The organism is Sphingomonas populi (assembly GCF_004208535.1).
GTDB lineage: Bacteria > Pseudomonadota > Alphaproteobacteria > Sphingomonadales > Sphingomonadaceae > Sphingomonas > Sphingomonas populi.
Genome location: NZ_SGIS01000028.1, coordinates 43,655 through 65,975, shown reverse-complemented (window position 1 = coordinate 65,975; position 22,321 = coordinate 43,655). Strand labels below are relative to the sequence as shown.

Here is a 22,321-nt window from a genome sequence, read left to right as displayed (position 1 = left end):
GTGCCGCGCGAAGGCGCGCCCCCTGCGCTGGGGGGGGGGCCTCGACTTCGCTCGGCACGAACGGTTAGGGAATGGAGCCGGGCGCGTAAGCCGTTACTTCCCCACCCAGTCCGCAACCTCGCCCGCGACTTGATTTGCCGCCTGGTTGAGCGCCGCCGCACTCCCGTTCGCATCGATCGTGGCGACCGGCACGCTTGCCGAGAAGCGCTTCTTGTCGATCACGTTCTTGTCATCGCGGATCAGCGCGCCGTCGAACGCGACCACCGCCTGCTTCGAGGTGGCATCGATCCCGAAGCTGCGCAGCTCGCCCGACAGCCGCGCTCCCGGATCGGCGCGGAATTGGGAGACGCTCAGCACGACGCGTCCGGTCTTCGCCGCGACGGTATCCGACACCAGCCGCGCGAACAGCCGCGCCGGCGGCTCGACCCACATCGCCTTGGGAACATAGGCGATCGAGGTGTCGTTGATCTGCACCGGGATGCGATTGCCCGCCAGCGCCTGCGAGACGGCGGGCACTTGGATGACGATCGTCGCCGCCGTCGCCGAACTCTGGTCCTGACCGGTCGGCAGCGCGGTGGTCGAGGTGATCGTCAGCAGCGACGCGGGCGGCTTGGGCGAGAGGCTGATGCAGCCCGACAGCGATGCCAGCGCGGCGAGAGCGACGGAAGCCTTCAGGGAGAGCGGACGCATCGGGAACCTCATATGCTGGGCCGTCGGTTTTTGGGCCATCACTTGCCACCTTTATAGTCGGGCAGCTTGGGCTGGCCGACGAGCGACCCCGCGCCACCGCGATCGAGCTTTTCGGCGACGGCGGTCAGCGCCTGCGACATGTTGCGCAGATCGTGGATGAGCGCGCCGACTTCAGGGATGGTCTCCTTCGAGAACGCCTTGATGCCCGGCCGGGCGTCGGTGATCGCCGCGTCGAGCGTTTCCATGCTGTGCTGCGCCGACGCGACCGCCGAGCTCAGGTTCTTGGTGGCCGGGCGGACGTCCTCGTTGATCATCGCATTGGTCGATCCCGCCAGATCGCCGATCTGCTTGGCGGCGTCGCTCGCCTGTTTGAGCGTGGTACGCATCTCGGCGAGCGTCGCGGCGATCTCCGGCCCGCGATCGGCGAGCGCGCCGGTCAGCCGGTTGGTATTGGCGAGAATGCCGGTGATCGACTGCTGGTTCTTGTCCGAAAGCAGTTCGTTGAACCGTTCTGTCAGCGTCGAGATGCGCTCAAGCAGCTTCGGCGCCGAGTTGAGCAACGCACCGAGACCGCCGGCCTTGGCGGGGATGGTCGGCACGCCGTTCGGGCAATCGAGCAGCGGGTTGGTCTCGGGGCAGGTGATCGGCGGAGCGCCCTTGACCGCGCCGTCGAGCTGGATCGTGCTGGTGCCGGTGAAGCTGCCCTGGATGGTCGCGGAGGTGCCGACCAGGATTGGCGTATCCTTGTCGATGCTGATTCGCACGCGCACGAACTGCGGATCGTTGGTGAGCGCGATTTCCTTCACCTCACCCTTCGGCACACCCGAGAAGGCGACCGCCGACCCCTTCGCCAGCCCGTCGACCGACTGTTTGAAGAAGATGTCATATTCCTTGTCGGTCGCCGCGCCGAAGCGCGCGATCCACACGAGGAACGCCGCCATCACCAGCAGCAGGATCAGCACGACCGAGCCGACCAGGACGTGATTCGAGCGCGTTTCCATCAGCTTTCGGTCCCTGCAATCTCTTTGGCCGCGGCATGCTCCACCGAAGCGTTCGCGGCGCGGCCGCGCGGCCCTCTGAAATATTCCTGAATCCACGGATGATCGGTCGCGAGCAATTCGTCGATCGTGCCGACCGCGATCACCTTATGGTCGGCCAGCACCGCGACCCGGTCGCAGATCGCGTACAACGTATCGAGATCGTGCGTGATGAGGAACACGGTGAGGCCGAGCGTCTTCTGGAGCGACTTGATGAGCTCGTCGAACGCGGCGGCGCCGATCGGATCGAGCCCGGCGGTCGGCTCGTCGAGGAACAGCACTTCAGGGTCAAGCGCGAGCGCACGCGCGAGGCCGGCGCGCTTGCGCATCCCGCCCGACAGTTGCGACGGATATTTCGGGCCGGCATCGGCGGGCAGGCCGGTCATCACCACCTTGTACGCGGCGATCTCGTCGAGCAGCGACTGCGGCAGCGCCTTGTAGAATTCGCGCAACGGCACCTGCACGTTCTCGGCGACGGTCAGCGTCGAGAACAGCGCTCCACCCTGGAACAGCACGCCCCAGCGTTTCGAGAGATCGACCATCTCGGTCTCCTCGCGGTCGATGGTCGGCTCGCCGAGGACATGGATGTCGCCCGCCTGTGGCTTCTGCAAGCCGATGATCGAGCGCATCAGCACCGATTTGCCGGTGCCCGACCCGCCGACCACGCCGTAGATCTCGCCGCGCCGCACCTCGAGATCGAGCCCGTCATGGACGACCTGATCGCCGAAGCTGTTGCGCAGGCCGCGTACGACGATGACGTCGTCGGTTTCAGACGGGGAACGCGTGCTCATATCCAGCCCACATAGGTGAAGAACACCGCGAAAAACGCATCGAGCACGATGACGAGGAAGATGCCCTGCACCACCGCCGACGTGGTGCGCTGGCCGACCTGCTCGGCATCGCCCTCGACCAGCATGCCCTGGTAACAGCCGGCCATGCCGATGATCGCGCCGAACACCGGCGCCTTGACCAGCCCGACATAGAGATCGGTGAGTGGCACCACCTCGCGCAGCCGCTGGATGAACGTCACCGGCGGAATGCCGAGCGACACCCAGCACAGCAGCCCGCCGCCGATGATCCCGACCAGCGCCGAATAGAAACCGAGCAGCGGCATCATGATGACCACCGCCATCACGCGCGGCAGCACCAGCGCCTCCATCGGCGAGACGCCGATCGTCCGCATCGCGTCGATCTCCTCGGTCAGCTTCATCGTGCCGAGCTGCGCCGCGAACGCCGAGCCGGAACGGCCCGCGACCATGATCGCGGTCATCAGCACGCCGAGTTCGCGCAGCGTGAGTCGCCCGAGCAGGTTGATCGTATAGACCTCCGCGCCGAACTGGCGGAGCTGCACCGCGCCCTGCTGCGCGATGACGATGCCGATCAGGAAGCTCATCAGCCCGATGATGCCGAGCGCCTTCACGCCGACCACCTCGAACCGCTGGATCGTCGCGTTGAAGCGGAAGCGCTTGGGGTGGATGATGATGTGCCACACCGCGATCATCGTCGCGCCGAAGAAGCCGAGCAGCCCGTACAACGTGTTGGCCGTCAGCACGACGGCATCGCCGACCTCGCCGATCACGCGGGCGAGGCCGCCGACCGGGTTGGGGCGGATCGCGACCGGCTGATCGGCCGCCGCGACCTGTTCGAGCAGATGTGTGCCGTCCGGGTCGAGCCCGTCGATCTTCGCGTCGTGCTGCGCCGCGAATCGGTGGATCAGCCACGCGCCGACGGTGTCGATTCGCTCGATCCCGCTGAGATCGATCGTATCGACCTTGCCATCGTAATCGTGCAACCGGTTCGGCAGATCGCCGATCTGCGCCAGCGACAGGCTGCCAGTGAAGCGGACCACGTCTCGCTCACCGGAGCGTTCGGACGTGAAGGCGGCGGACTCGGTCATCGCGCGCATCTTTGCTGCAATCGCACTGGAACGGCAAGCCGCGCTGTTGCTAGGATGAAACGATGCACGCCATCGCCATATACGACCTCGACAAGACCATCACCTACGCACCGACCTGGACTTCGTTCCTCGTTTCGAGCGCGCGTCGCGAAATGCCGTGGCGGCTCGCGCTGCTGCCGCTCGCGGGCGTGGCGACGCTTGGCTACGCGCTCAAGCGGCTCGATCGCGGCGGGCTGAAGGCGGCGACCCAGCGCCTGATGCTCGGCAATGCGTGGCCGGAGGCGCGCGCGGCGGCGGCGGCGGCGCGCTTCGCCGACGGTGTCGTCGCGACCGGCGTCTATGCCGGCGCGCGCGCGGCGATCGCGGCGGATCGCGCGGCGGGGCGGCGAATCGTGCTGGCGACCGCCTCCTACGCCTTTTACGCGGGCGCAATCGCCGAGCGGCTCGGCTTCGACGACGTGATCGGGACCGGCGTGACATCCGACGGCGGGCGGGTGCGCGCGCGAATCGCCGGCGAGAATTGCTACGGCCCCGCCAAACTCCGCATGATCGAAGCGTGGATGGCCGAACAGGGGATCGCGCGCGAGGATGCGACGATCCGCTTCTACAGCGATCATGTCTCCGACGCGCCGACGCTCGAATGGGCCGACGAAGCCTTCGCAGTCAACGCCCACGCGCCGCTGCGCGTGATGGCGGCACTGCGCGGGTGGACGGTGGTGGATTGGGAGCGGTGAGGGCGTAAACGACCGTCCCGACGCCACACCTATCGTCACCCCAGCGCAAGCTGGGGTCTTCCGGGGGCTGGCGCGCTATCACGGAGAGACCCCAGCTTGCGCTGGGGTGACGATGTTGTGGCGCGCGACGCTCAGCCCAGCGCCACGTCGATACCGTGGATCACCAACCCGACCAGCCCACCGACCAACGTCCCGTTGATGCGAATATACTGCAAATCCCGCCCCACCGCATTCTCCAGCCGGCGCGTGATCGTCTCCGCATCCCAGCCCTTGACCGTCTCAGACACCAGCCGGACGATATTGTCGCCATAATCGGCGGCGATGCCGACGACGGTGCGGCGCACGAAGCGGTTGATCGTCGCGCGCAGGCGGTCCTCGCGCTGGAGCGTCTCGCCGAGCTGGCGCAGCGCGTCGCCGATCGGGCCTTGCATCACCCGGTCGGGGTCGCTTGCCATCCGCAGCATGCCGCCGCGCGCCTGTTCCCAAATTCCGTCGAGCCAGCGCTGCATCGCCGGATTGGCGATGATCTCGGCCTTGATCGCCTCGACCCGCGCTTGCATCTCGGGCGAATGCATCAGGTCGTGGGCGAGGCTCTCCAGCCCCTCCTCGGCCTTGGCGCGCAAGGGGTGCGCCGAATCGGCGGCCATGTCGCTGAGCAGCCCGTTCAGCCCAGCGATGATCTTGTTGGCGAGCGTCTCGTCCAGCCCGGTCCAGCGCAGGATCGAACCGGCACGCTCATGCACCATCGCGCGGATGAGATGGTCGTTTGCCTCCAGGATTCGCGCCGCCCAGCGCACGATGCCGTCGAGCAGCGGCAGGTGACGCCCCTCGGCGATCGCGGCGGTGAGCGCCTGCCCGAGCAGCGGCGCAACGTCGAGTTCGTTCAGCCGCGTGCCGATCATCGTCTTGACCATGCCGCCGAGCCGCTGCTGGTCGAGCGCCTGGAGCATGTGGATGGTCAGCGCCGACGCGCCGCGCGCGATTCGCCCGTCGCGCGCGAGCGGATTGGCGAGCCAGCGCCCCGCCGCGCCCGCCACGTCGAGCCGCAGCATGCGGCGCGCGACGACGCGGGGAATCAGGAAATTGTCGCGCAGGAACGCGGCCAGCGTCGTGCCGATGCGATCCTTGTTGCGCGGGATGATTGCGGTGTGCGGGATCGGCAGTCCGAGCGGATGGCGGAACAGCGCCGTCACCGCGAACCAGTCGGCAAGGCCGCCCACCATCGCCGCCTCGGCGAAGGCGCGGACGAAGCCGAGCGCTGGCCAGCGCTGATCGTAAGCGCGCGAGACGAGGAACACCGCCGCCATCGCCAGCAAGAGCCCGGCCGCGATCAGCCGCATGCGGACCAGTCCCGGCGAAACGGCTTCGATACGCGGGCGGCCGGCTTTGTTCATCATGGGAGGAAAGCCCGACGCGCCGGATAGTTCAAGTCCGGCGTGATTATCGTCGCCCCGGCGCAGGCCGGGGCCGCTGCGTTACTTGGCGAACCGCATGCCCCAAAACCCAACGGCCCCGGCCTGCGCCGGGGCGACGACAGGCTATTCCGCCGGATGCGGCGGCAGCAGCGGCTTGTCGTCATGCTCGATCAGCGGCTGGCCGTCGTCGCCGGGACGATAGGTGAGCAGCCGCCGCCCGAGCCGCGGCCCGGCCCAGCGCTCGACGCCGACCGCGAGGCTGAACAGCGCGGGCACGATCAGCAACGTCAGGATCGTCGACAGCGTCAGCCCGCCGATCACGGTGATGCCCATCGGCGCGCGGAACGATTTGTCGCCGGCCAGGCCAAACGCGGTCGGCAGCATGCCCGCGACCATCGCGACGGTCGTCATCACGATCGGCTGCGCGCGCTTGTGCCCGGCGTCGATAATCGCGGCGCGGACGGGTACGCCGTGCTTCATCTCCTCCAGCGCGAAATCGATCAGCAGGATCGAGTTCTTGGCGACGATGCCGAGCAGCATCAGCATGCCGATGTAGACCGGCATCGAGATCGGATAGCCGGTGACGAGCAGCGCGATCAGCCCGCCGAGCGGCGCCAGGATCAGCGACCCCATGTTGACGAACGGCGGCAGCAGCCTTTGGTAGAGCAGCACCAGCACCGCGAACACCAGGAACACGCCCGCCGCCACCGCGACGATGAAGTTGGAGATCATCTCCTCCTCCCACTTCGACTGGCCGAGCACGAGTTCCTTCACGCCCATCGGCATGGCCTTAAAGATCGGCAGATCGTGGACCATTTTCTTCGCGGTGCCGCTCACCACGCCGGGCGCGAGGTCCGAGCCGACGGTGATCTGGCGCTGCTGCGCGACGCGTTCGATCTTGGTTGGCCCCGCGCCGAAGCCGATTTCGGCGACGAGGCCGAGCGGCACCGATTCGCCGGCGGCGGTCTGCACCGGCAGGTTCTTGATCGTCGACAGCCGCTGGCGCGAATTCTGCGCGAGCGCGACGCGGATCGGCACCTGACGGTCCGACAGCGAGAATTTCGCGCTGTTCTGGTCGATATCGCCGAGCGTGGCGATGCGGATCGCGCTCGACAGCGCGCTGGTCGTCACGCCGAGGTTGGCGGCGAGGTCCATGCGCGGCCGGATGACGATCTCGGGCCGTTCGAGATCGCCCGAGATGCGCGGCGCGATGAAGCTCGGCACGCTCGACATCTGCGTGACCAAAGTTTGCGCGGTCTTGACCAACTCGGCGGGATCATCCCCGCCGAGCGTGACGGTGAACTCGCGACCCGAACTGCCCCAGCCGTTGCCCGACTGGAAGGTCACGCGCGCATCGGCGAATTGCGCGAACTGCGGCGCGAGATTGCGTTCGAACTGGACGCTGGTGACGTTGCGGCCCTGCCCACGCGGCTTGAGGATCGCGCTGACCCGGCCGCTGCCGACCAACGCGCGCGAATAGACCGAGGCGACTTCGGGCTGTTTGCTGAGGAAGTCCGCGACCTTGCGCACGACCACCTGGGTCTGCGCGAGCGTGGTGCCGGGCACCATCTCGATATTGGCGCGGCTGCTGTCGTTGTCGCGGTCGGGCTGGAAGGTTTGCGGGATCATCGAGAAGCACACCACCGTCAGCGCGAGCGCGGTGGCCGCGCCGACGATCGCCGACCAGCGATGTTTCAGCGTCCAGCGCAAGGTCGCCATATAGGCGTCCATCAGCTTGCCCTCGCCGTGGCTGGCGGTGCCGTGCGCCTTGAGGAAATAGGCCGCGATCATCGGCGTGATGAGCCGCGCGACGGCGAGGCTCATCAGCACCGACACGACGACGGTGAGGCCGAAATTCTTGAAGAACTGGCCGGCGAGGCCGGGCATCAGTCCGACCGGCAGGAACACCGCGACGATCGCCATCGTCGTCGCCAGCACGGCGAGGCCGATCTCGTCGGCGGCGTCGATCGACGCCTGATACGCCGATTTGCCCATCCGCATATGCCGCACGATATTCTCGATCTCGACGATCGCATCATCGACCAGCACACCCGCGACCAGGCTCAGCGCCAGCAACGTCATGTTGTTGAGCGTGAAGCCCATCAGATCCATGAACCAGAAGCTCGGGATCGCCGACAGCGGGATGGCCAGCGCCGAGATCACGGTCGAGCGCCAGTCGCGCAGGAAGATGAACACCACGACGATCGCGAGCAACGCGCCCTCGACCATCGATTCCATCGCCGAATCATATTGCTTCTCGGTGTATTTGACCGAGTTGAAGATCTGCTTGAACTTGACCTTGGGGTTGCGCGCCTCAAGCTCGGCGAGCTTCTTGACCGCGCCTTTGTACACGTTGACGTCGGAACCAGTCTTGGACCGCTGGAAATCGAAGCTCAGCACCTGCCGGCCGTCGAGCTCGGAGGAGGAGCGCTGCTCGGCATAGAGATCACGCACGTCGGCGATGTCGGAGAGGTGGATCGAGCGCCCGCCGCCGACCGAAATCTGCGTCTGGCCGAGCGTATAGGCGCTCTTGGCGTTGCCGAGCACACGCACCGCCTGCTCCGATCCGGCGATCTCGGCGCGGCCGCCGGCGGCGTTCAGATTGACCTGGCGGAGCTGCTGGTTGACCTGGCTCGCGGTGAGGCCCTGCGCCTGCAATTTGAGTGGATCGAGGATCACGCGAATCTCGCGGCTGACGCCGCCGTTGCGCTGGATCGCGGCCATGCCGGGGACCGAAAGCAGTTCCTTCGACACGGTGTTGTCGATGTACCAGCTCAGTTGCTCGATCGTCATGTCGGTACCGATCGCGGCGTAGCTCGCCAGATCGTTGCCGGTGGTGTTGGCGCGAATCACCTGCGGTTCGAGGATGCCGTCGGGCAGATCGCTGCGGATCTGCTGGATCGCGCCGCGCACGTCCTCGACCGCGCGGTCGATCGGCGTGCCGATCGCGAGCTGGACGACCGTCTCGGACGTGCCCTCGGTCACGGTCGAATCGATCTCGTCGATGCCCTGAAGGCTTCGCACCGCCGCCTCGACCTTCTGCGTGACCTGAGTCTCAAGCTCGGTCGGCGCGGCGCCCGGCTGGTTCACTTCGATGATGACGACCGGGAATTCGATGTCGGGCTGATTGTTGACGTCCATCGTCATGAAGCTGACGATGCCGGCCACGCTGAGCATGAAGAACACGACGATCGCGAACACGGGGTTGCGGATCGACCAGGCGGAGATGTTGCGGAAGCCCATCGCGCGTCAGCCGCGCGGCTTTTGGGGAAGCGGCTTTTGCAGGATCGGGTTCACCTTCTGCCCCGGCGCGAGGAACGCGCCCGCCGACAGCACGACCCGCTCGGTGCCGTTCAGCCCCTCGGCGATCGCGACGCCGCTGTCCGAAACCTCGCCGACCGTAACGTTGCGGCGCACGACCTTGTTGTTCGCGTCGAGCACATAGACGAAATTGCCGCGATCATCGCTCTGGATCGCCGAGTTGGGGAGTTGCGGCGCGCTCGACGAGCCGCCGCCGATCTCGGCTGCGGCGAAGCCGCCGGGGCGAAGCGCGGGATCGTACCGCAGCGCGATGCGGGCGATGCCTTGCCGGGTCTGCGGGTCGATCACCGGCGAGATCTGCCAGACGGCTCCGGTGTAGCTCACGCTACTACCGACCGGGCGGACGGTGGCGGGCGAGCCGACATGGATCGCGGCGAGATCGCCCTCGCTCAACTGCGCGCGCATCTCCATTTCGCCGCGTTCGGCCATGCGGAACAGCGTGCCCGTGCCGGCGCCGACGATCTGACCCGCCTCGACGCCGCGTGCGAGGATCAGCCCGGCCTCCGGCGCGCGGATGTCGAGCCGGCCGTTGCGGGCGAGCTGCTCGTCGAGCGACGCCTGCGCGACCTTGACGCGCGCGAACGCGGCGTCGCGGGTCGCGGCCTTCTGTTCGAGATCGGCCTTCGAGATGAAGCCGCGATCAACCAGCGCCAGCGCGCGATTGTAATTGGACTGGGCGATGCCGGCATCCGCCCGCGCCGCGCGAACCTGCGCGGCGAGCGATGCGCCGGTCTGCGTCTGCACCGCGCGGTCGATCGTGGCGAGCACCTGGCCCTTGCCGACCCACTGACCCGGCTCGACCAGCACGCGCGTGATCATGCCGCCCTCGCCGGCGACGCCGACCGGCATGTCGCGCTTGGCGGCGAGCGTACCCGTCGCCGAGATGACCTCCGCCACGTCGGATCGGCCCGGCGCCGATACGGTGACGCTCGGCATCTGCTCGACCGCGGCGGGCTTGGCGGCGGGGTGGCTGTGCATCCACCACCAGCCCAGCGCGAGCGCCGCGACGATCGCGACGACCGCGCCGATCACCAGCGCGCGCCGATAGCCGCGTTCCGCCTCGGGGGCGGGCAGGGCAAGGGTGCCGTCATTGTCCAATAACGGCGTTTCGTAATTCATGTCGCTCACGTCCTCGCCCCGGCCGATGCCGCGTACCGGGTGCTGTGTTACAGAAACAACGCACCGCGCTCAAGGGCTCATCGCGAGGCGGGTGAGGAATGAAGCGTCACAGGCGCTTCGGCAAGACGCCGTGGGCGGATTTACGCGCGAAATCTGTTGTATATTGCCAACACCGGAGGATTTTCTTGGCGAACCGCCGTTCACCTTCGTTCATCCTCGGTTGTTCTACGCCGTGCGAACAGGACCGAACCGGGCCTTGACGGCCCGACCAACCGGGAGAGTTCCGAAAATGCGCTTCTATCTTCAGGCGGCCGCGCTGGCCGCGCTTCCGCTCGCCGCCTTGCCTGCCGGCGCGCAGGCGCAGGCGCCGGCATCGCCGACCATCCTCGCCGAAGGCACGTTGCTCGACGTGCAGGCCGAGGGCAGCACCACACGCATCCCTGACGTAGCGACGATTCGCGCGGGCGTGGTGACGCAGGGCGCGACGGCGGCGGCGGCCTTGACCGACAATGCGCAGCGCATGACTCGCGTGCTCGACGCGCTCAAGCGTGCCGGGGTGAACGCGCGCGACGTGCAGACCGCGACCGTCAACCTCAGCCCGCAATATCTGTATGCCGAGGGCAAGGCGCCGACGATCACCGGCTATCAGGCGACCAATTCGGTGGCGATCCGGTTCCGCGATATCGCGAAATCGGGGACGATCCTCGATTCGCTGGCGGGAGTCGGCGCGAATCAGATCGACGGTCCAAACCTCGCGATCGACAATCCCGAAGCTGCGCTCGACGAGGCGCGCGCCGCCGCCGTCAAGATCGCCCGTGCCCGCGCGGAGCTTTACGCGCGCGCAGCGGGCATGTCGGTCGCGCGGGTCGTCTCGATCGCCGAGAGCGGCATGAACGATGGTGCGACGCCCGCGCCGATGCTGTTCCAGCGCTCCGCCGTGGCCGCAGATTCGACGCGTGTCGCGGCGGGTGAGTCGCGCGTATCCGCGACGCTGACGGTGCGCTTCCTGCTCAAGTGAAACGACACGGGCCGCGCGGTTCGCACCGCGCGGCCCGGAAGGCGTTCAGATCTTAGCGTTAGCGCAGCGAGCCGCGACGAACCAGATTGACGATCGCGAGCAGGATGATCGCGCCGATCAACGAATAGATGAAGGTCGTGACAGTAATGACCTGGTTGATACCACCGCCGAACAGCGCCGAAGCGATTACGGACCCGATGATACCGACGACAACGTTGAGGATGATCCCCTGCTGACCGTCCGTCCGCATGACGAGGCTTGCAAGCCAACCCACGACACCGCCGACGATAAGCCAAATGATGAAGCCCATGTTTCCCTCCATTATGCCCCCGCGACGGGGATGACAGGGAGCAAGACGTTTCGGGAGCGAATTTGTTCCGGTTTACCGTGGGTGCGCGGCCGTTTGGCGATCAGTATTTCTGCTGGCGTTCGTAAAGCGAGCGGTAATGCTGGATGCGCGTTACGCGCAGCCCGGGCATGCCCGAGCGGTCGATCGCGCGCTGCCAACTGGCGAACTCCTCGACGGTGAGGTTGTAGCGCTGGCAGACCTCGTCGACGCTCAGCAACCCGCCGTTGACGGCAGCCACGACCTCGGCCTTGCGGCGCACCACCCAGCGCGTCGTCTCGGGCGGTGGCAGCGACTCGAGCGTCAGCGGCTCCCCAAGCGGGCCGATCACCTTGGCCGGTCGAATTTTCTGGTTCTCGATCATCACTAACCTCGATCGGGGCGGGGGGCCCCCTCTCTCGTCAAAACGGGATTACCGCATTGGGATTGAAGGGCGGTTAAAGTAGCAAGGTAAACGTCGCCTTCATCCGCTTCCCAGCGGATGAACATCGCAGCCACGGCTCCGTTGAACGCACCGTCGGCCGGCGCGAACCGACTCGTCGGGATGACGATGGGGGTGAGGCGGGCGTGGAGGATCGCGGTCGGGCTGGCCGCCTGACGCGCCGAAACGCCGACCATCAGGACCGCCAGGTCCGCCGGCAGGCTGGTCGCTTGGCTGTCAGGCTCGAAACGGGAAAAGCTCAGGTCCACGATATTGTCCGATACGCTTACGGCAAGCGAATCAGTCTAAACGACGCTCTCTAAAGGTCTGGTAAAGCCGGCAAAGAAAAACTGCGGAGTGCGTCCGATCCGGTGCAAGCGGCCCGGCGCTTTGCATCCGCCGCCGTGACCGCCTATCTGCACGCGATGATCTCCGAAGCCGATTTCCAGCTCGCGGGCCTTGCCGGCCGCCGCATCGTCGTCGCCATGTCGGGCGGCGTCGATTCGTCGGTGGTGGCCGCGCTCGCCGCGCGCAGTGGCGCGGAGACGATCGGCATCACGCTCCAGCTCTACGATCATGGCGAGGCGGTCGGCCGCGCCGGCAGTTGCTGCGCGGGCCGCGACATCCGCGACGCGCGCGCGGTGTGCGACCGGCTCGGCATCGCGCATTATGTGTTCGATCACGAAAGCAGCTTCCGCGCCGACGTGATCGACGGGTTCGCCGACGAATATCTCGCCGGTCGCACGCCGATCCCGTGTGTCCGCTGCAACATGGGGCCGAAGTTCACCGATCTGTTCAAGATCGCGCGCGATCTCGGCGCGGATTGCCTTGCCACCGGCCATTATGTCCGCCGGGTCGAGGGCGCGCACGGCGCGGAACTCCACCGCGCCGCCGATCCCGCGCGCGACCAGAGCTATTTCCTGTTCGCGACAACGCAGGCGCAACTCGACTATCTGCGCTTCCCGCTGGGCGGCCTGCCCAAGCCGCGCGTGCGCGAACTCGCCGCCGAACTGGGGCTGGGCGTCGCCGCCAAGCCCGACAGCCAGGACATCTGCTTCGTGCCCGACGGCGATTATGCGTCCTTGGTCAAGAAGCTCCGCCCCGAAGCCGACACCAGCGGCGAGATCGTCGAGGAGAGCGGGCGCGTGCTCGGGCGCCACAAGGGGCTGATCCACTTCACGGTCGGCCAGCGTCGCGGCCTCGAAATCGGCGGTACGCCCGAGCCGCTCTATGTGATCCGGCTCGATGCAGCCACGCGGCAGGTCGTGGTCGGCCCGCGCCGCGCGCTCGCGGTGGGATCGGCGCGGCTGAGTGGGATCAACTGGCTCGGCGGCGATTTCGACGGGCCGGTCACCGCCAAGGTGCGCTCGCTCGCCAAGCCCGTGCCCGCCCGGCTGACGGGCGACCGCGTGACCTTCGACGCGCCCGAATATGGCGTCGCGCCGGGGCAGGCGGCAGTGCTCTACGCCGGCGAACGCGTGCTCGGCGGCGGCTGGATCGAAGAGACCGAGCGCGCGCTGGTCGCGGCGTAAGCGGCGGCGCTTACCCCACCGAATAGTCCATCGCAGCCAAATCGGCGATCAACCCCGGTCCGCTCGGCTGCCAGCCGAGCCGCGCGCGCGTCCACGCGCTCGATGCCGTCAAGTCCATGCCGACGAACAGGCCGAGCCAGCCGAAATGCGCCTGCGCTTCCTCCGGCGTCAGCGACGCCACCGGCACGCCAAGCCCAGCGCCGACCGCGTCGGCGATGTCGCGCGCGGCCACGCCTTGCTCGTCGACCGCATGATAGCGCGCGCCGGCCTCCGCCGCTTCCAGCGCCAGCACGTAGAGCTTCGCCACGTCGAGCACATGCGCCGCCGGCCAGCGATTGAGTCCGTCGCCGACATAGGCGGCGAGGCGCTTGGCCCGCGAAATCTCGATATACGGCGTGACCAGCCCCTGCTTCACCGTGTCATGTATCTGCGCCAACCGCACCACCGAGACGTTGACCCCCGCCTCCAGCAGTTCGGCGCCGGTCTTCTCGGACAGCGCGCGTGGATGGGGATTGTCGGGGAGATACGCGTCCTCGGTGGCGGGCTGGCCGGGCACGACATTGCCTATGCCGGTGCCCGAGGTGATGATGAGCGGCCGGTCGGACCCCTTGAGCGCCGCTCCAAGCGCGGTGATGACCCGCGCGTCCTTCGCGCAATTGGCGACAAAGGTCATGAAATCATGGTCGAACGCGGTGTGGATCACCGCATCGGCCTGCGCTGCGCCGTCGGCGAGACCCTCGGGCGCTTCGAGGGTGCCGCGAAACGCCTCCGCACCTGCCGCTTCGAGCGCACGCGCGCCGTCGTCCGATCGCGTCAGCCCGAGCACCTGATGCCCGGCGGCAAGCAATTCTGGTACGATTCGCGAGCCGATGAAGCCGGTCGCTCCGGTGAGGAATACGCGCATGACAGGGTCTCCGATTGCGTTCGAGAGGCCATGTCGGCGCGAAGTTATCGCGGTAAAAGGTGGGACATTATCATGGTATAAACATCACCACCCTCCGTCGCCTCGGCGCAGGCCGGGGCCGCTGTGTGATCCGGCGAACCGGCTGCCCCAAACCGAACGGCCCGGCCTGCGCCGGGGCGACGATTTACAGGAAGAACGTTCCCTCGATCACCGTCACGCACGCCCCGCCCAGCAGCACCCGGTCGCCATCGAGCGCGCACGTCAGCCGCCCGCCGCGCGCGCTCGCCTGATAGGCGGTGAAGCTGTCGCGGCCGAGGCGCTCCGCCCAATACGGCACGATCACAGCATGGGCCGATCCCGTCACCGGGTCTTCGGCGACGCCGGCGCCCGGCGCGAACATGCGGCTCACCACGTCGGTCGCGTCGCCCGGTGCGGTGACGATCGCCTGATGGTCGCCGGTCGCGGCCAGCCGCGCCATGTCGGGGGTGCAGGCGCGCACCGCGGCTTCGTCGGCGAGCACGATCACGCCGTAGCCGCCCTCGCGCCACAAGGTCTCGACCGCATCGACACCGAGCGCCGCGACCACTTCGGGCAGCGGCTTGGGGGAGGGCGCCCATGCCGGCAGCGCGAGCGCATAGCCGTCCCCCTGCCGATCGACCGCGAGCAGCCCGGCGCGGCGCGTGCGGAAGGTGACTCGCACCCGGTCCGGGTCCGCCGCCAGCACGAAATGCCCGCTGGCGAGTGTCGCATGGCCGCACAGCCGGACCTCGGCGGCGGGGGTGAACCAGCGCAGCTCGAAATCGCTCTCGCCGCTCGCATCGGGGACCAGGAAGGCGGTTTCGGACAAATTGTTCTCGCGCGCGATCGCCAGCAAAACGGCATCGTCGAGCCATTCGGCCAGCGGCATCACCGCCGCCGGATTGCCCGTGAACGGCTGGTGCGCGAACGCGTCGATCTGGCTGAAGGGGAGTCTCATCCGCGCGCCTTTGCCTCTGCGATCACATCGGGTTCGATCAGCGGGTTTGCCGCATCGAGCAGCCAGCCGGGATCGAGATGGATCAGGATTTCGGTGTTGGGGAACGCCGCCTTGATGCGATCCTCGACCGAATCCATCACCTCATGCGCGTCGGCGACCGTCATCTCGGGCGCGACATACATATGGAATTGCACGAAATCGCGCGTGCCGGAACGGCGCGTGCGGATGTCGTGCAGCCCGCGCAGATCGGGATGGTCGGCGATCAGCGCGATCAGCCGGTCACGCTCGGCGACCGGCCATTCCTTGTCCATCAGCAGGTCGATCGCCGTCCCCGCCGAATGCAGCGCACCCCAGGCGAGCCACAAGGCGATCAGCACGCCGAACACCGGATCGGCGCCGCGCACATGCAGAAGCTGGTCGAGCACCAGCGCGACGATCACCGATCCGTTGAGCAGCAGGTCGGACTGGTAATGGACGCTGTCGGCGCCGACAGCGACCGATCCGGTCGCGGCGATGATGCGGCGCTGATAGGCGACCAGCGCCAGCGTCACCACGATCGCAGCGATCGACACGCCGATGCCGGTCCCGGCATTCTGCGCCGGCGCACGCGCGCTGAACGCACCGATCGCCTCCCAGGCGATGCCGACCGCTGACACCGAGATCAGCGCGACCTGAAACAATGCCGCCAGCGCCTCGGCCTTGCCGTGGCCGTAGCGATGGTCGTGATCGGCCGGGATCGTGGCGAGATGAACGCCGTACAACGTGACGCACGACGCGACGAGATCGAGCGCGGTATCGGCGAGCGACCCGAGCATCGCCACCGAGCCCGTCGACCATGCCGCATAGCCCTTGAGCGCGAGCAGGAAGCACGCCGTCGCCACGCTGGCGAGCGCGGCGCGGGTCGCCAGCGGGACGGGACCGCTCATGGGTAGAGCAGGCCCTCGTTCCAGCCGTCGCCGGCGCGCGTGAACAGGTGGCGTTCGTGGAGGCGGTGGGCGCGGTCCTGCCAGAATTCGATGCGCAAGGGCGTGACGCGGTAGCCCGACCAATGCGGCGGGCGCGGCACGTCACCACCCTCGAACCGCGCCTGCACCTCGGCGAAGCGCGCCTCGAACGTCTCGCGGGCATCGAGCGGGCGCGACTGGTCCGAGGCCCAGGCGCCAAGCTGCGAATCGCGCCCGCGCGAGGCGAAATAGGCGTCGGCCTCCGCGTCGCTGACCGGCGCGAGCGGTCCTTCGATACGGATCTGGCGGCGCAGCGACTTCCAGTGGAAGAGCAACGCGGCCTGCGGGTTGGCGGCGATGTCGCTCGCTTTGCGGCTCTCCTGGTTGGTGTAGAACACGAAACCGTTGGGACCATGCCCCTTGAGCAGCACCATCCGCACCGCTGGCCGTCCCGCCGCATCGGCGGTGGCGAGCGCCATCGCGTTCGAATCGTTGATCTCGGATGCGCGTGCCTCGGCGTACCAGGCATCGAACAGGGCGAAGGGATCTGTGGTCATGATCGCGCTGTAACGCGTGGCGGGGCCGGACGTAACCACCCACCCTCAGTTTGGGGCTACGCCCCTGCGATCGCCAGCCCCGCCGCATAGCCGCTCGCCCACGCCCATTGGAAATTATACCCGCCGAGCCAGCCGGTGACATCGACCGCCTCGCCGATCGCATAGAGGCCCGGCATTTTGCGCGCTTCCATCGTCTTCGACGACAGTTCGGCGGTGGAAATGCCGCCCGCCGTCACCTCGGCCTTGGCGAATCCTTCGGTGCCGTTGGGCGAGAAGCGCCAGTCGGCCAATTGCCGCTCGGCCTCGCTGACGCGCTTGTCGGTGAAGCCGCCGAGTTCGCCCTCCAGCCCGAGCCGGTCGGCGAGCGTCACCGCGAGCCGCGCAGGCAGATGGTTGTCGAGCGCACCGCCCAAAGTCGCGCGTGGCCGCGCATGTTTCGCCGCGACCAGCCAGCCGCTCGCCAGCGCGGGCAGGAAATCGATGCCGACGCTCTCGCCGTGCCGCCAATAGGAGGATATCTGCAGGATCGCCGGGCCGGACAGCCCCTTGTGCGTGAACAGCGCCGCCTCGCGGAAGCCGGTCTTGCCGGTTTTCGCCATCACCTCGGTCGCGACGCCCGAGAGCGAGCGGAACAACGTCTCGTCGCCGCCCAGCGTCAGCGGCACCAGCGCCGGGCGCGGCTCGACCACCTTCAGCCCGAACCGCCGCGCGAGATCATAAGCGAAGCCGGTCGCGCCCATTTGCGGGATCGACGGCCCGCCGGTGGCGATCACCAGCGCGGGCGCCGCCGCCGCGCGACCGCCGATATCGACGCGGAACAGCCCGTCCGCATGGTCCACCGCCCCCACCGGCGCACCGAGCGCCAGCGTCACGCCGCCCTTGTCGCACTCCGCCTGCAACATCGCGACGATCTGCTTGGCCGATCCGTCGCAGAACAATTGCCCGAGCGTCTTCTCGTGCCAGGCGATGCCATAGGCCTCGACCAGCGCGATAAAATCCTGCGCGGTGTAGCGCCCCAGCGCCGATTTGGCGAAATGCGGATTGGCGGAAATATAGCGGTCGGGCACGGTGTGGAGGTTGGTGAAATTGCACCGCCCGCCGCCCGAGATCAGGATCTTCTTCCCCACCGCATCGGCATGGTCGACCAGCAGGACGCGCGCGCCGCGCTGCCCGGCGATGGCGGCGCACATCAGCCCGGCGGCGCCTGCGCCGAGGATGATCGTATCGTAAGTCGGGATCGTCATCGCACCGCCTTTAGGGGCAAAACCGCCGCGCGGGAAATCCGCGTCAACGCGATGGCGTGGCTGGCGTTTCAGGGGCGGGGAACAGCACGATCCGCGCGGTCGCGGCGGCGCGGGCGCGGTCGGGCGCGTGGGACAGCGCGGCCAGCAAGGCGATGCGCGCGTTGCATTGCGCTGGCTTGCCCGCCCTGCCGTCCGCCGCGCGCATGAAGCCGGCGACGTCGAGCCCGGTTCCGTGCGTCACCATCGCATTGAACGTCACCGGCGGATACGGCCGCGCCGCAGCCAGTTCCGCCGCCGACAGCACCGGCGCCGCCGCGATCGCGAAGGTCTGCGCGGTCTGGCGGTCGCGCAGCGCGCGCGGCAGCGCCTTCTCGTCGACGGCGGTGCGCGCTTTCGCGCACGCCTCGCCCGAGACATCGCGCAGCGCGAGCAGCCGCAGCCGGCGGATTTCGATCTCCTCCAGCAGCGGTGTATCCGGCGCGACGGGCACATTGTTCGCATAGGCTGCGCCAACCAGATCGATGATGCGAGTCGCCGTCGCTGCGGCGCCGATTTGGCCGTCCACGGCCTGCGTGATCTGCTGCCACAGCCGTGGGTTGCCGCGCGCGATCACGTCAAAGCCGGGAACGGCCTCGCGCAGCGCGCGCAGTTTCGCCGCCTGGGCGCTGTGCGACTCGAGTGCGGTTTCGGTCTTCGTGCGGAGCGACGGGTCGGGCGCCCAATTTTCATCGACCTCGCCGACCGACACGATCGCCGCGAACACGAAGGCCGCGACCAGCACCATCTTGAGCACGCGCAGCGCGAGATGCTCGCGGTTACCATGCACGCCCGCGATCTGCGCCGCCGCCACGATGAGGGAGCCCGCGATCACCGTCAGCGCGGCGGCATAGAACGCCCCGCCACGAATGCCGAGGAGCAGCGCCGCCCCATAGGCCAATCCGCCGATCGCCACCACCAGCGGCACCGCGAAGCCGGCGCGCCAGCGCGGCACACGCTCCAGCAGCGCCGCAGCCTGGGTCAGCGGCCCGACCATGATCGTCGCGCCGAACGCGAACACCAGCACCAGCGCGGTGCGGTGGATCGGATCGAGCGCGGTCCCCGCCCAACCGCCGCCGAACACTACGCCGAGGAGGCCCGGCGACGCGCTCGCTTTCAGCCGCGCCCGCACCGCCTCGATCGTCGCCGTGCCACCCGCCACCGCCATCCAAGCCCATGCGAGCGCGGTCAGCAGCGCGAGCCCGAGCAGCGCGGCTTGCGATTCGGGCAGCAGCATCGCGGTGACCAGCACCACCGCCGGCCCCACGACCCAGCCTTCGGCCAGCCAGTCCGGGTGCGGCGCCTGCAACCAGCGATGGCGCAGCCACCGCGCCGCAAACGGTACGCACGGGCTGAGCACGATGGCGAGCGTGATCGCCCAGTCCGCCCACGGGCGTATCGCGGGCACGGGATCGCCGAACGCGTCGTTGAACGCGAAATAGAGCAGCATCGCCATCGGCATCGCTGCGAGCATGCCGAGCGTCCAGTGGGGACGGCCGAGGAAGCGCTGCCACCGCGCCACCGAATCGGCCTTGAACGAATACGCGAGGCCCGGCGCGATCGGCCCGCGCGCGCCGAACAAAGTCGCCACGCCGCTTTCCAGCCCCGGCCGGAATGCGGCGAGCCGCCATGACCAATAGGCTCCGGCGGGGCGTGTCAGGCTGCGCCAGGCCGGCCGAAGCGGGTTGCCGTTTCGGGCGAGCGTCTCGGCCAGCCGCCATTCGTCGAATCGCGCAAGCACCGCCGCGACCGATGGCGACGCGATGTTCAGCCGCTCGTCGGTCCAGCCGAACGCGGTGGCCGCCTCAACCAGAATCGCGTCGCTGCGCGGGATCGTGTCGGCGAGCATCTCGGCGACCGCGCGTTCGACATCGGCGCGCAGCGTGATCCCGTCCATCGCCGGTGTGGCAAGCAGCGCGGCGAACGTCTTACGCAGCATCGTCTCGTCGCCGTCCCACGGCCCGCGCAGCGATCGTTCGAGCGTCGCGAGCAGCGCCCGCACCTGCGCAACCTCGGCCTCGCGCTCGGCGAACACGCCGGCGAGGTCGGGTGCGCTTTCGCCGGGTGGGTCGCCCGCGACCGGGCTGGTGCGAAAGCGCGGGTGCGACGGCGGCGCGTCGGGCGTGTCGTCTTCGCCGTCGCCCTCGCCCGGCGCGATCATCTCGAAAAATTCGGCCTCGCTGAAGCGCAGCGTCACGCCCGCGTCGCCGTCCTCCCCGTCTTCCTCGTACGCGTCTTCCTCGTCGTCCTCCACAGCCCAGGCGGCGGCGTTGTCCGCGTAGTTCAGCGCCATCTCATATGCGGAACGAAGCGTCTTGAAGCCCTCGGGATCGTCCTCGGGGTTGGTGGTGCGCAACGTCTTGGCATAGGCGCGGCGGATCGCGGCGCGGTCGTCCGTCGCCGCGATGCCGAGAACGGTCCAGATGTTCAAAGGAAGCGCTCGCCCTCGAGTCCGTCGAGCGCGGCGTGGAACTCGGCACGCGCCTGCTCGACCGTGCGCGGGTCTTGCCCGTCGAGCGCGTGCTGGAACCGCCTGATGAGATGGTCGACATGCGCGCGATCGTCGCCGAGGAAATTCTCATAGCATTTCTCACCCCGCGCCAGCGCCGCGCGGTTGAGTTCCTCGTCGCGCGGATGCGTCTTCAGGCTGGCGAGCAGCGTGCGCCGCTCGGCGATCTTGTCGTCGGCGACATGATCGTCGTTGATGACGAGGCTGGTGCGCTCGCCGGTCTGTTCGACGACGATATCGACTTCGAGCAGACCGCTCACGTCATAGGAGAAGCGCACTTCCATGCCCTGCCCGGCGGGGCCGCGCGGCACCTTCACCTTGGTCTTGCCGATCTCGACATTGTCGCGCACCAGCCGCGCCTCGCCCTGGTAGATGCCGAACACCACTTCGGACTGATTGTCGGTGAGCGTCTGGAAACCGTGGACGCGGCTCGCCGGGATCACCGTGTTGCGTTCGAGGATCGGCGCGAAGATGCCGTGTTCGTAGCCGCCGCCGGGCAGCGCGCGGCTGACGTTGACGCCGAGCGAATAGGGGCACACGTCGGTGACGACGACTTCCTTCAGCGCCGCGTCGCGTGCCTTCAGCCCGGCCTGAACCGCAGCGCCCAGCGCGACCGCCTCATCGGGGTTGACTGTCGCATTGGGGAAGCGCCCGAACATCCGCGCCACTGCGCGCCGCACCAGCGGCATCCGCGTCGCCCCGCCGATCAGGATGATGTCGGACAGCGCCTCGGGCCGCAAATCGCTGTCGCGCAGCGCGCGCAGCACCGGATCGCGTAAGCGCTCGATCAGCCCCGCCACCTGCGCCTCGAAGGCCGCCGCGTCGATCTCCATCTCATAGGCGTGGTCCTGCCACACCACGCGCATCGTCGCGGCACCGCCGCCGCTCAGGTCGCGCCGCGCCCGCTCGGCCTGTTCGCGCAAGCGCTGGTAGAGCCGGTCGTTGCGCGCCGCCTCGCCCCATTCCTCGGCGAAGCGCTCGCGCATCAGCGCGATCAGCACCTCGTTGAAATCCTCGCCGCCGAGCTGGTTGTCGCCGGTCGAGGCGCGCACTTCGATGATGCCTTCGAAAATCTCGACGATCGACACGTCGAACGTACCGCCGCCGAGATCGAACACGAAGAACCGCGCCTCGGCATCGAGATTGTGGATGCCGTAGGCGAGCGCGGCGGCGGTCGGCTCGTTGATGAGCCGCTCGACGCGCAACCCCGCCAGTTCGCCGGCGCGGTGCGTGGCCTTGCGTTGCTGGTCGTTGAAATAGGCCGGCACGGTGATGACCGCTTCGGTCACGGTCTCGCCGAGGAAGATCTCCGCATCTTCCTTCAGACTGCGCAGCACCAGCGCGGACAATTCCTCCGCGCTATAGTCGCGCCCGCCGAGCTTGGTGGTGCGCTTGGTGCCCATGTAGCGCTTGAACGCGGTGGCGGTCGCGTCGGGGTGGCTCGCCTGCCGCTCGCGCGCCGCCACGCCGACCAGCACCGCGCCGCCATCGTCGATGCTCACCGCCGATGGCGTCAGCGTCTCGCCGAGCCGGTTGGGAATCAGCGTCGCCGCGCCGTCTTTCCACACCGCGCAGGCGCTGTTGGTGGTGCCAAGGTCGATGCCGATGATCATCGTGTGTC

20 protein-coding genes are annotated in these 22,321 nt (G+C 68.1%); 3 read left to right on the top strand and 17 right to left on the bottom strand.

What is annotated here, in order from left to right:
• Positions 1-93: 93 nt before the first annotated feature.
• From EWE75_RS16885 to EWE75_RS16870, 4 genes are read right to left on the bottom strand one after another with little or no spacing between them, the layout of a single operon-like run.
• Entirely contained in the window at positions 94-690 is a 597-nt protein-coding gene (locus tag EWE75_RS16885; RefSeq protein WP_130159271.1) for an ABC-type transport auxiliary lipoprotein family protein, read from the bottom strand.
• Between the two features lie 38 nt (positions 691-728).
• Complete coding sequence (locus tag EWE75_RS16880) at positions 729-1,691, bottom strand: MlaD family protein (protein WP_130159270.1); 963 nt, start codon at positions 1,689-1,691, stop codon at positions 729-731.
• Positions 1,691-2,518: an ABC transporter ATP-binding protein gene (locus tag EWE75_RS16875; protein WP_130159269.1), complete on the bottom strand. Its 828-nt coding sequence runs from the start codon at positions 2,516-2,518 to the stop codon at positions 1,691-1,693. Before EWE75_RS16875 ends, EWE75_RS16880 begins: the two co-directional genes overlap by 1 nt.
• Positions 2,515-3,624, bottom strand: a complete 1,110-nt coding sequence (locus EWE75_RS16870; protein ID WP_130159268.1) for an ABC transporter permease — start codon at positions 3,622-3,624, stop codon at positions 2,515-2,517. The genes EWE75_RS16875 and EWE75_RS16870 overlap by 4 nt, the downstream gene beginning before the upstream one ends.
• Positions 3,625-3,686: 62 nt before the next feature.
• Between EWE75_RS16870 and EWE75_RS16865 the strand changes: the two genes are divergently transcribed.
• Positions 3,687-4,358 (top strand): HAD-IB family hydrolase, encoded by a 672-nt coding sequence (locus EWE75_RS16865; protein ID WP_130159267.1) that lies wholly within the window; start codon positions 3,687-3,689, stop codon positions 4,356-4,358.
• Positions 4,359-4,489: 131 nt separating this feature from the next.
• Here EWE75_RS16865 and EWE75_RS16860 read toward each other — a convergent pair whose 3' ends face one another.
• The 3 genes from EWE75_RS16860 to EWE75_RS16850 all read right to left on the bottom strand — a co-directional run bounded on the left by EWE75_RS16860 (position 4,490) and on the right by EWE75_RS16850 (position 10,213).
• A complete protein-coding gene (locus EWE75_RS16860) occupies positions 4,490-5,752 on the bottom strand; it encodes a DUF445 domain-containing protein (RefSeq protein ID WP_231708414.1) in 1,263 nt (420 codons plus the stop codon).
• 144 nt (positions 5,753-5,896) lie between these two features.
• The gene (locus EWE75_RS16855; RefSeq protein ID WP_130159266.1) at positions 5,897-9,016 is read right to left on the bottom strand and encodes an efflux RND transporter permease subunit; all 3,120 of its coding nucleotides are present in this window, start codon (positions 9,014-9,016) and stop codon (positions 5,897-5,899) included.
• 6 nt (positions 9,017-9,022) lie between these two features.
• Entirely contained in the window at positions 9,023-10,213 is a 1,191-nt protein-coding gene (locus tag EWE75_RS16850) for an efflux RND transporter periplasmic adaptor subunit (protein WP_130159285.1), read from the bottom strand.
• A gap of 289 nt (positions 10,214-10,502) precedes the next feature.
• Here EWE75_RS16850 and EWE75_RS16845 point away from each other — a divergent pair, with 289 nt between their 5' ends.
• Positions 10,503-11,231 carry an SIMPL domain-containing protein gene (locus EWE75_RS16845; RefSeq protein WP_130159265.1) on the top strand — a complete coding sequence of 243 codons (729 nt, stop codon included), beginning with the start codon at positions 10,503-10,505 and terminating at the stop codon, positions 11,229-11,231.
• Between the two features lie 58 nt (positions 11,232-11,289).
• Here EWE75_RS16845 and EWE75_RS16840 read toward each other — a convergent pair whose 3' ends face one another.
• The 3 genes from EWE75_RS16840 to EWE75_RS25630 form a co-directional block, all read right to left on the bottom strand.
• Positions 11,290-11,541, bottom strand: coding sequence for a GlsB/YeaQ/YmgE family stress response membrane protein (locus EWE75_RS16840; protein ID WP_130159264.1), 252 nt, complete (start codon positions 11,539-11,541; stop codon positions 11,290-11,292).
• A 100-nt stretch (positions 11,542-11,641) separates the two neighbouring features.
• Entirely contained in the window at positions 11,642-11,941 is a 300-nt protein-coding gene (gene sciP / locus EWE75_RS16835; protein WP_130159263.1) for a CtrA inhibitor SciP, read from the bottom strand.
• A gap of 2 nt (positions 11,942-11,943) precedes the next feature.
• On the bottom strand, positions 11,944-12,267 hold the full coding sequence (locus tag EWE75_RS25630; RefSeq protein WP_130159262.1) for a hypothetical protein: 324 nt from the start codon (positions 12,265-12,267) through the stop codon (positions 11,944-11,946).
• 156 nt (positions 12,268-12,423) lie between these two features.
• Between EWE75_RS25630 and mnmA the strand changes: the two genes are divergently transcribed.
• Positions 12,424-13,530: a tRNA 2-thiouridine(34) synthase MnmA gene (gene mnmA / locus EWE75_RS16825; protein WP_427915794.1), complete on the top strand. Its 1,107-nt coding sequence runs from the start codon at positions 12,424-12,426 to the stop codon at positions 13,528-13,530.
• A gap of 10 nt (positions 13,531-13,540) precedes the next feature.
• Here the strand turns inward: mnmA and EWE75_RS16820 are convergent, their stop codons facing one another.
• The 7 genes from EWE75_RS16820 to EWE75_RS16790 form a co-directional block, all read right to left on the bottom strand.
• Positions 13,541-14,434, bottom strand: coding sequence for an SDR family oxidoreductase (locus tag EWE75_RS16820; protein WP_130159261.1), 894 nt, complete (start codon positions 14,432-14,434; stop codon positions 13,541-13,543).
• Positions 14,435-14,618: 184 nt separating this feature from the next.
• Entirely contained in the window at positions 14,619-15,410 is a 792-nt protein-coding gene (locus EWE75_RS16815) for a PhzF family phenazine biosynthesis protein (RefSeq protein ID WP_130159260.1), read from the bottom strand.
• A complete protein-coding gene (locus EWE75_RS16810) occupies positions 15,407-16,336 on the bottom strand; it encodes a cation diffusion facilitator family transporter (RefSeq protein ID WP_130159259.1) in 930 nt (309 codons plus the stop codon). The genes EWE75_RS16815 and EWE75_RS16810 overlap by 4 nt, the downstream gene beginning before the upstream one ends.
• Complete coding sequence (gene pdxH, locus EWE75_RS16805; protein WP_130159258.1) at positions 16,333-16,911, bottom strand: pyridoxamine 5'-phosphate oxidase; 579 nt, start codon at positions 16,909-16,911, stop codon at positions 16,333-16,335. The genes EWE75_RS16810 and pdxH overlap by 4 nt, the downstream gene beginning before the upstream one ends.
• A 56-nt stretch (positions 16,912-16,967) precedes the next feature.
• Positions 16,968-18,155, bottom strand: coding sequence for a BaiN/RdsA family NAD(P)/FAD-dependent oxidoreductase (locus EWE75_RS16800; protein ID WP_130159257.1), 1,188 nt, complete (start codon positions 18,153-18,155; stop codon positions 16,968-16,970).
• 43 nt (positions 18,156-18,198) lie between these two features.
• Entirely contained in the window at positions 18,199-20,622 is a 2,424-nt protein-coding gene (locus tag EWE75_RS16795; protein WP_130159256.1) for a hypothetical protein, read from the bottom strand.
• Complete coding sequence (locus EWE75_RS16790) at positions 20,619-22,313, bottom strand: Hsp70 family protein (RefSeq protein ID WP_130159255.1); 1,695 nt, start codon at positions 22,311-22,313, stop codon at positions 20,619-20,621. Before EWE75_RS16790 ends, EWE75_RS16795 begins: the two co-directional genes overlap by 4 nt.
• Positions 22,314-22,321 lie beyond the last annotated feature (8 nt).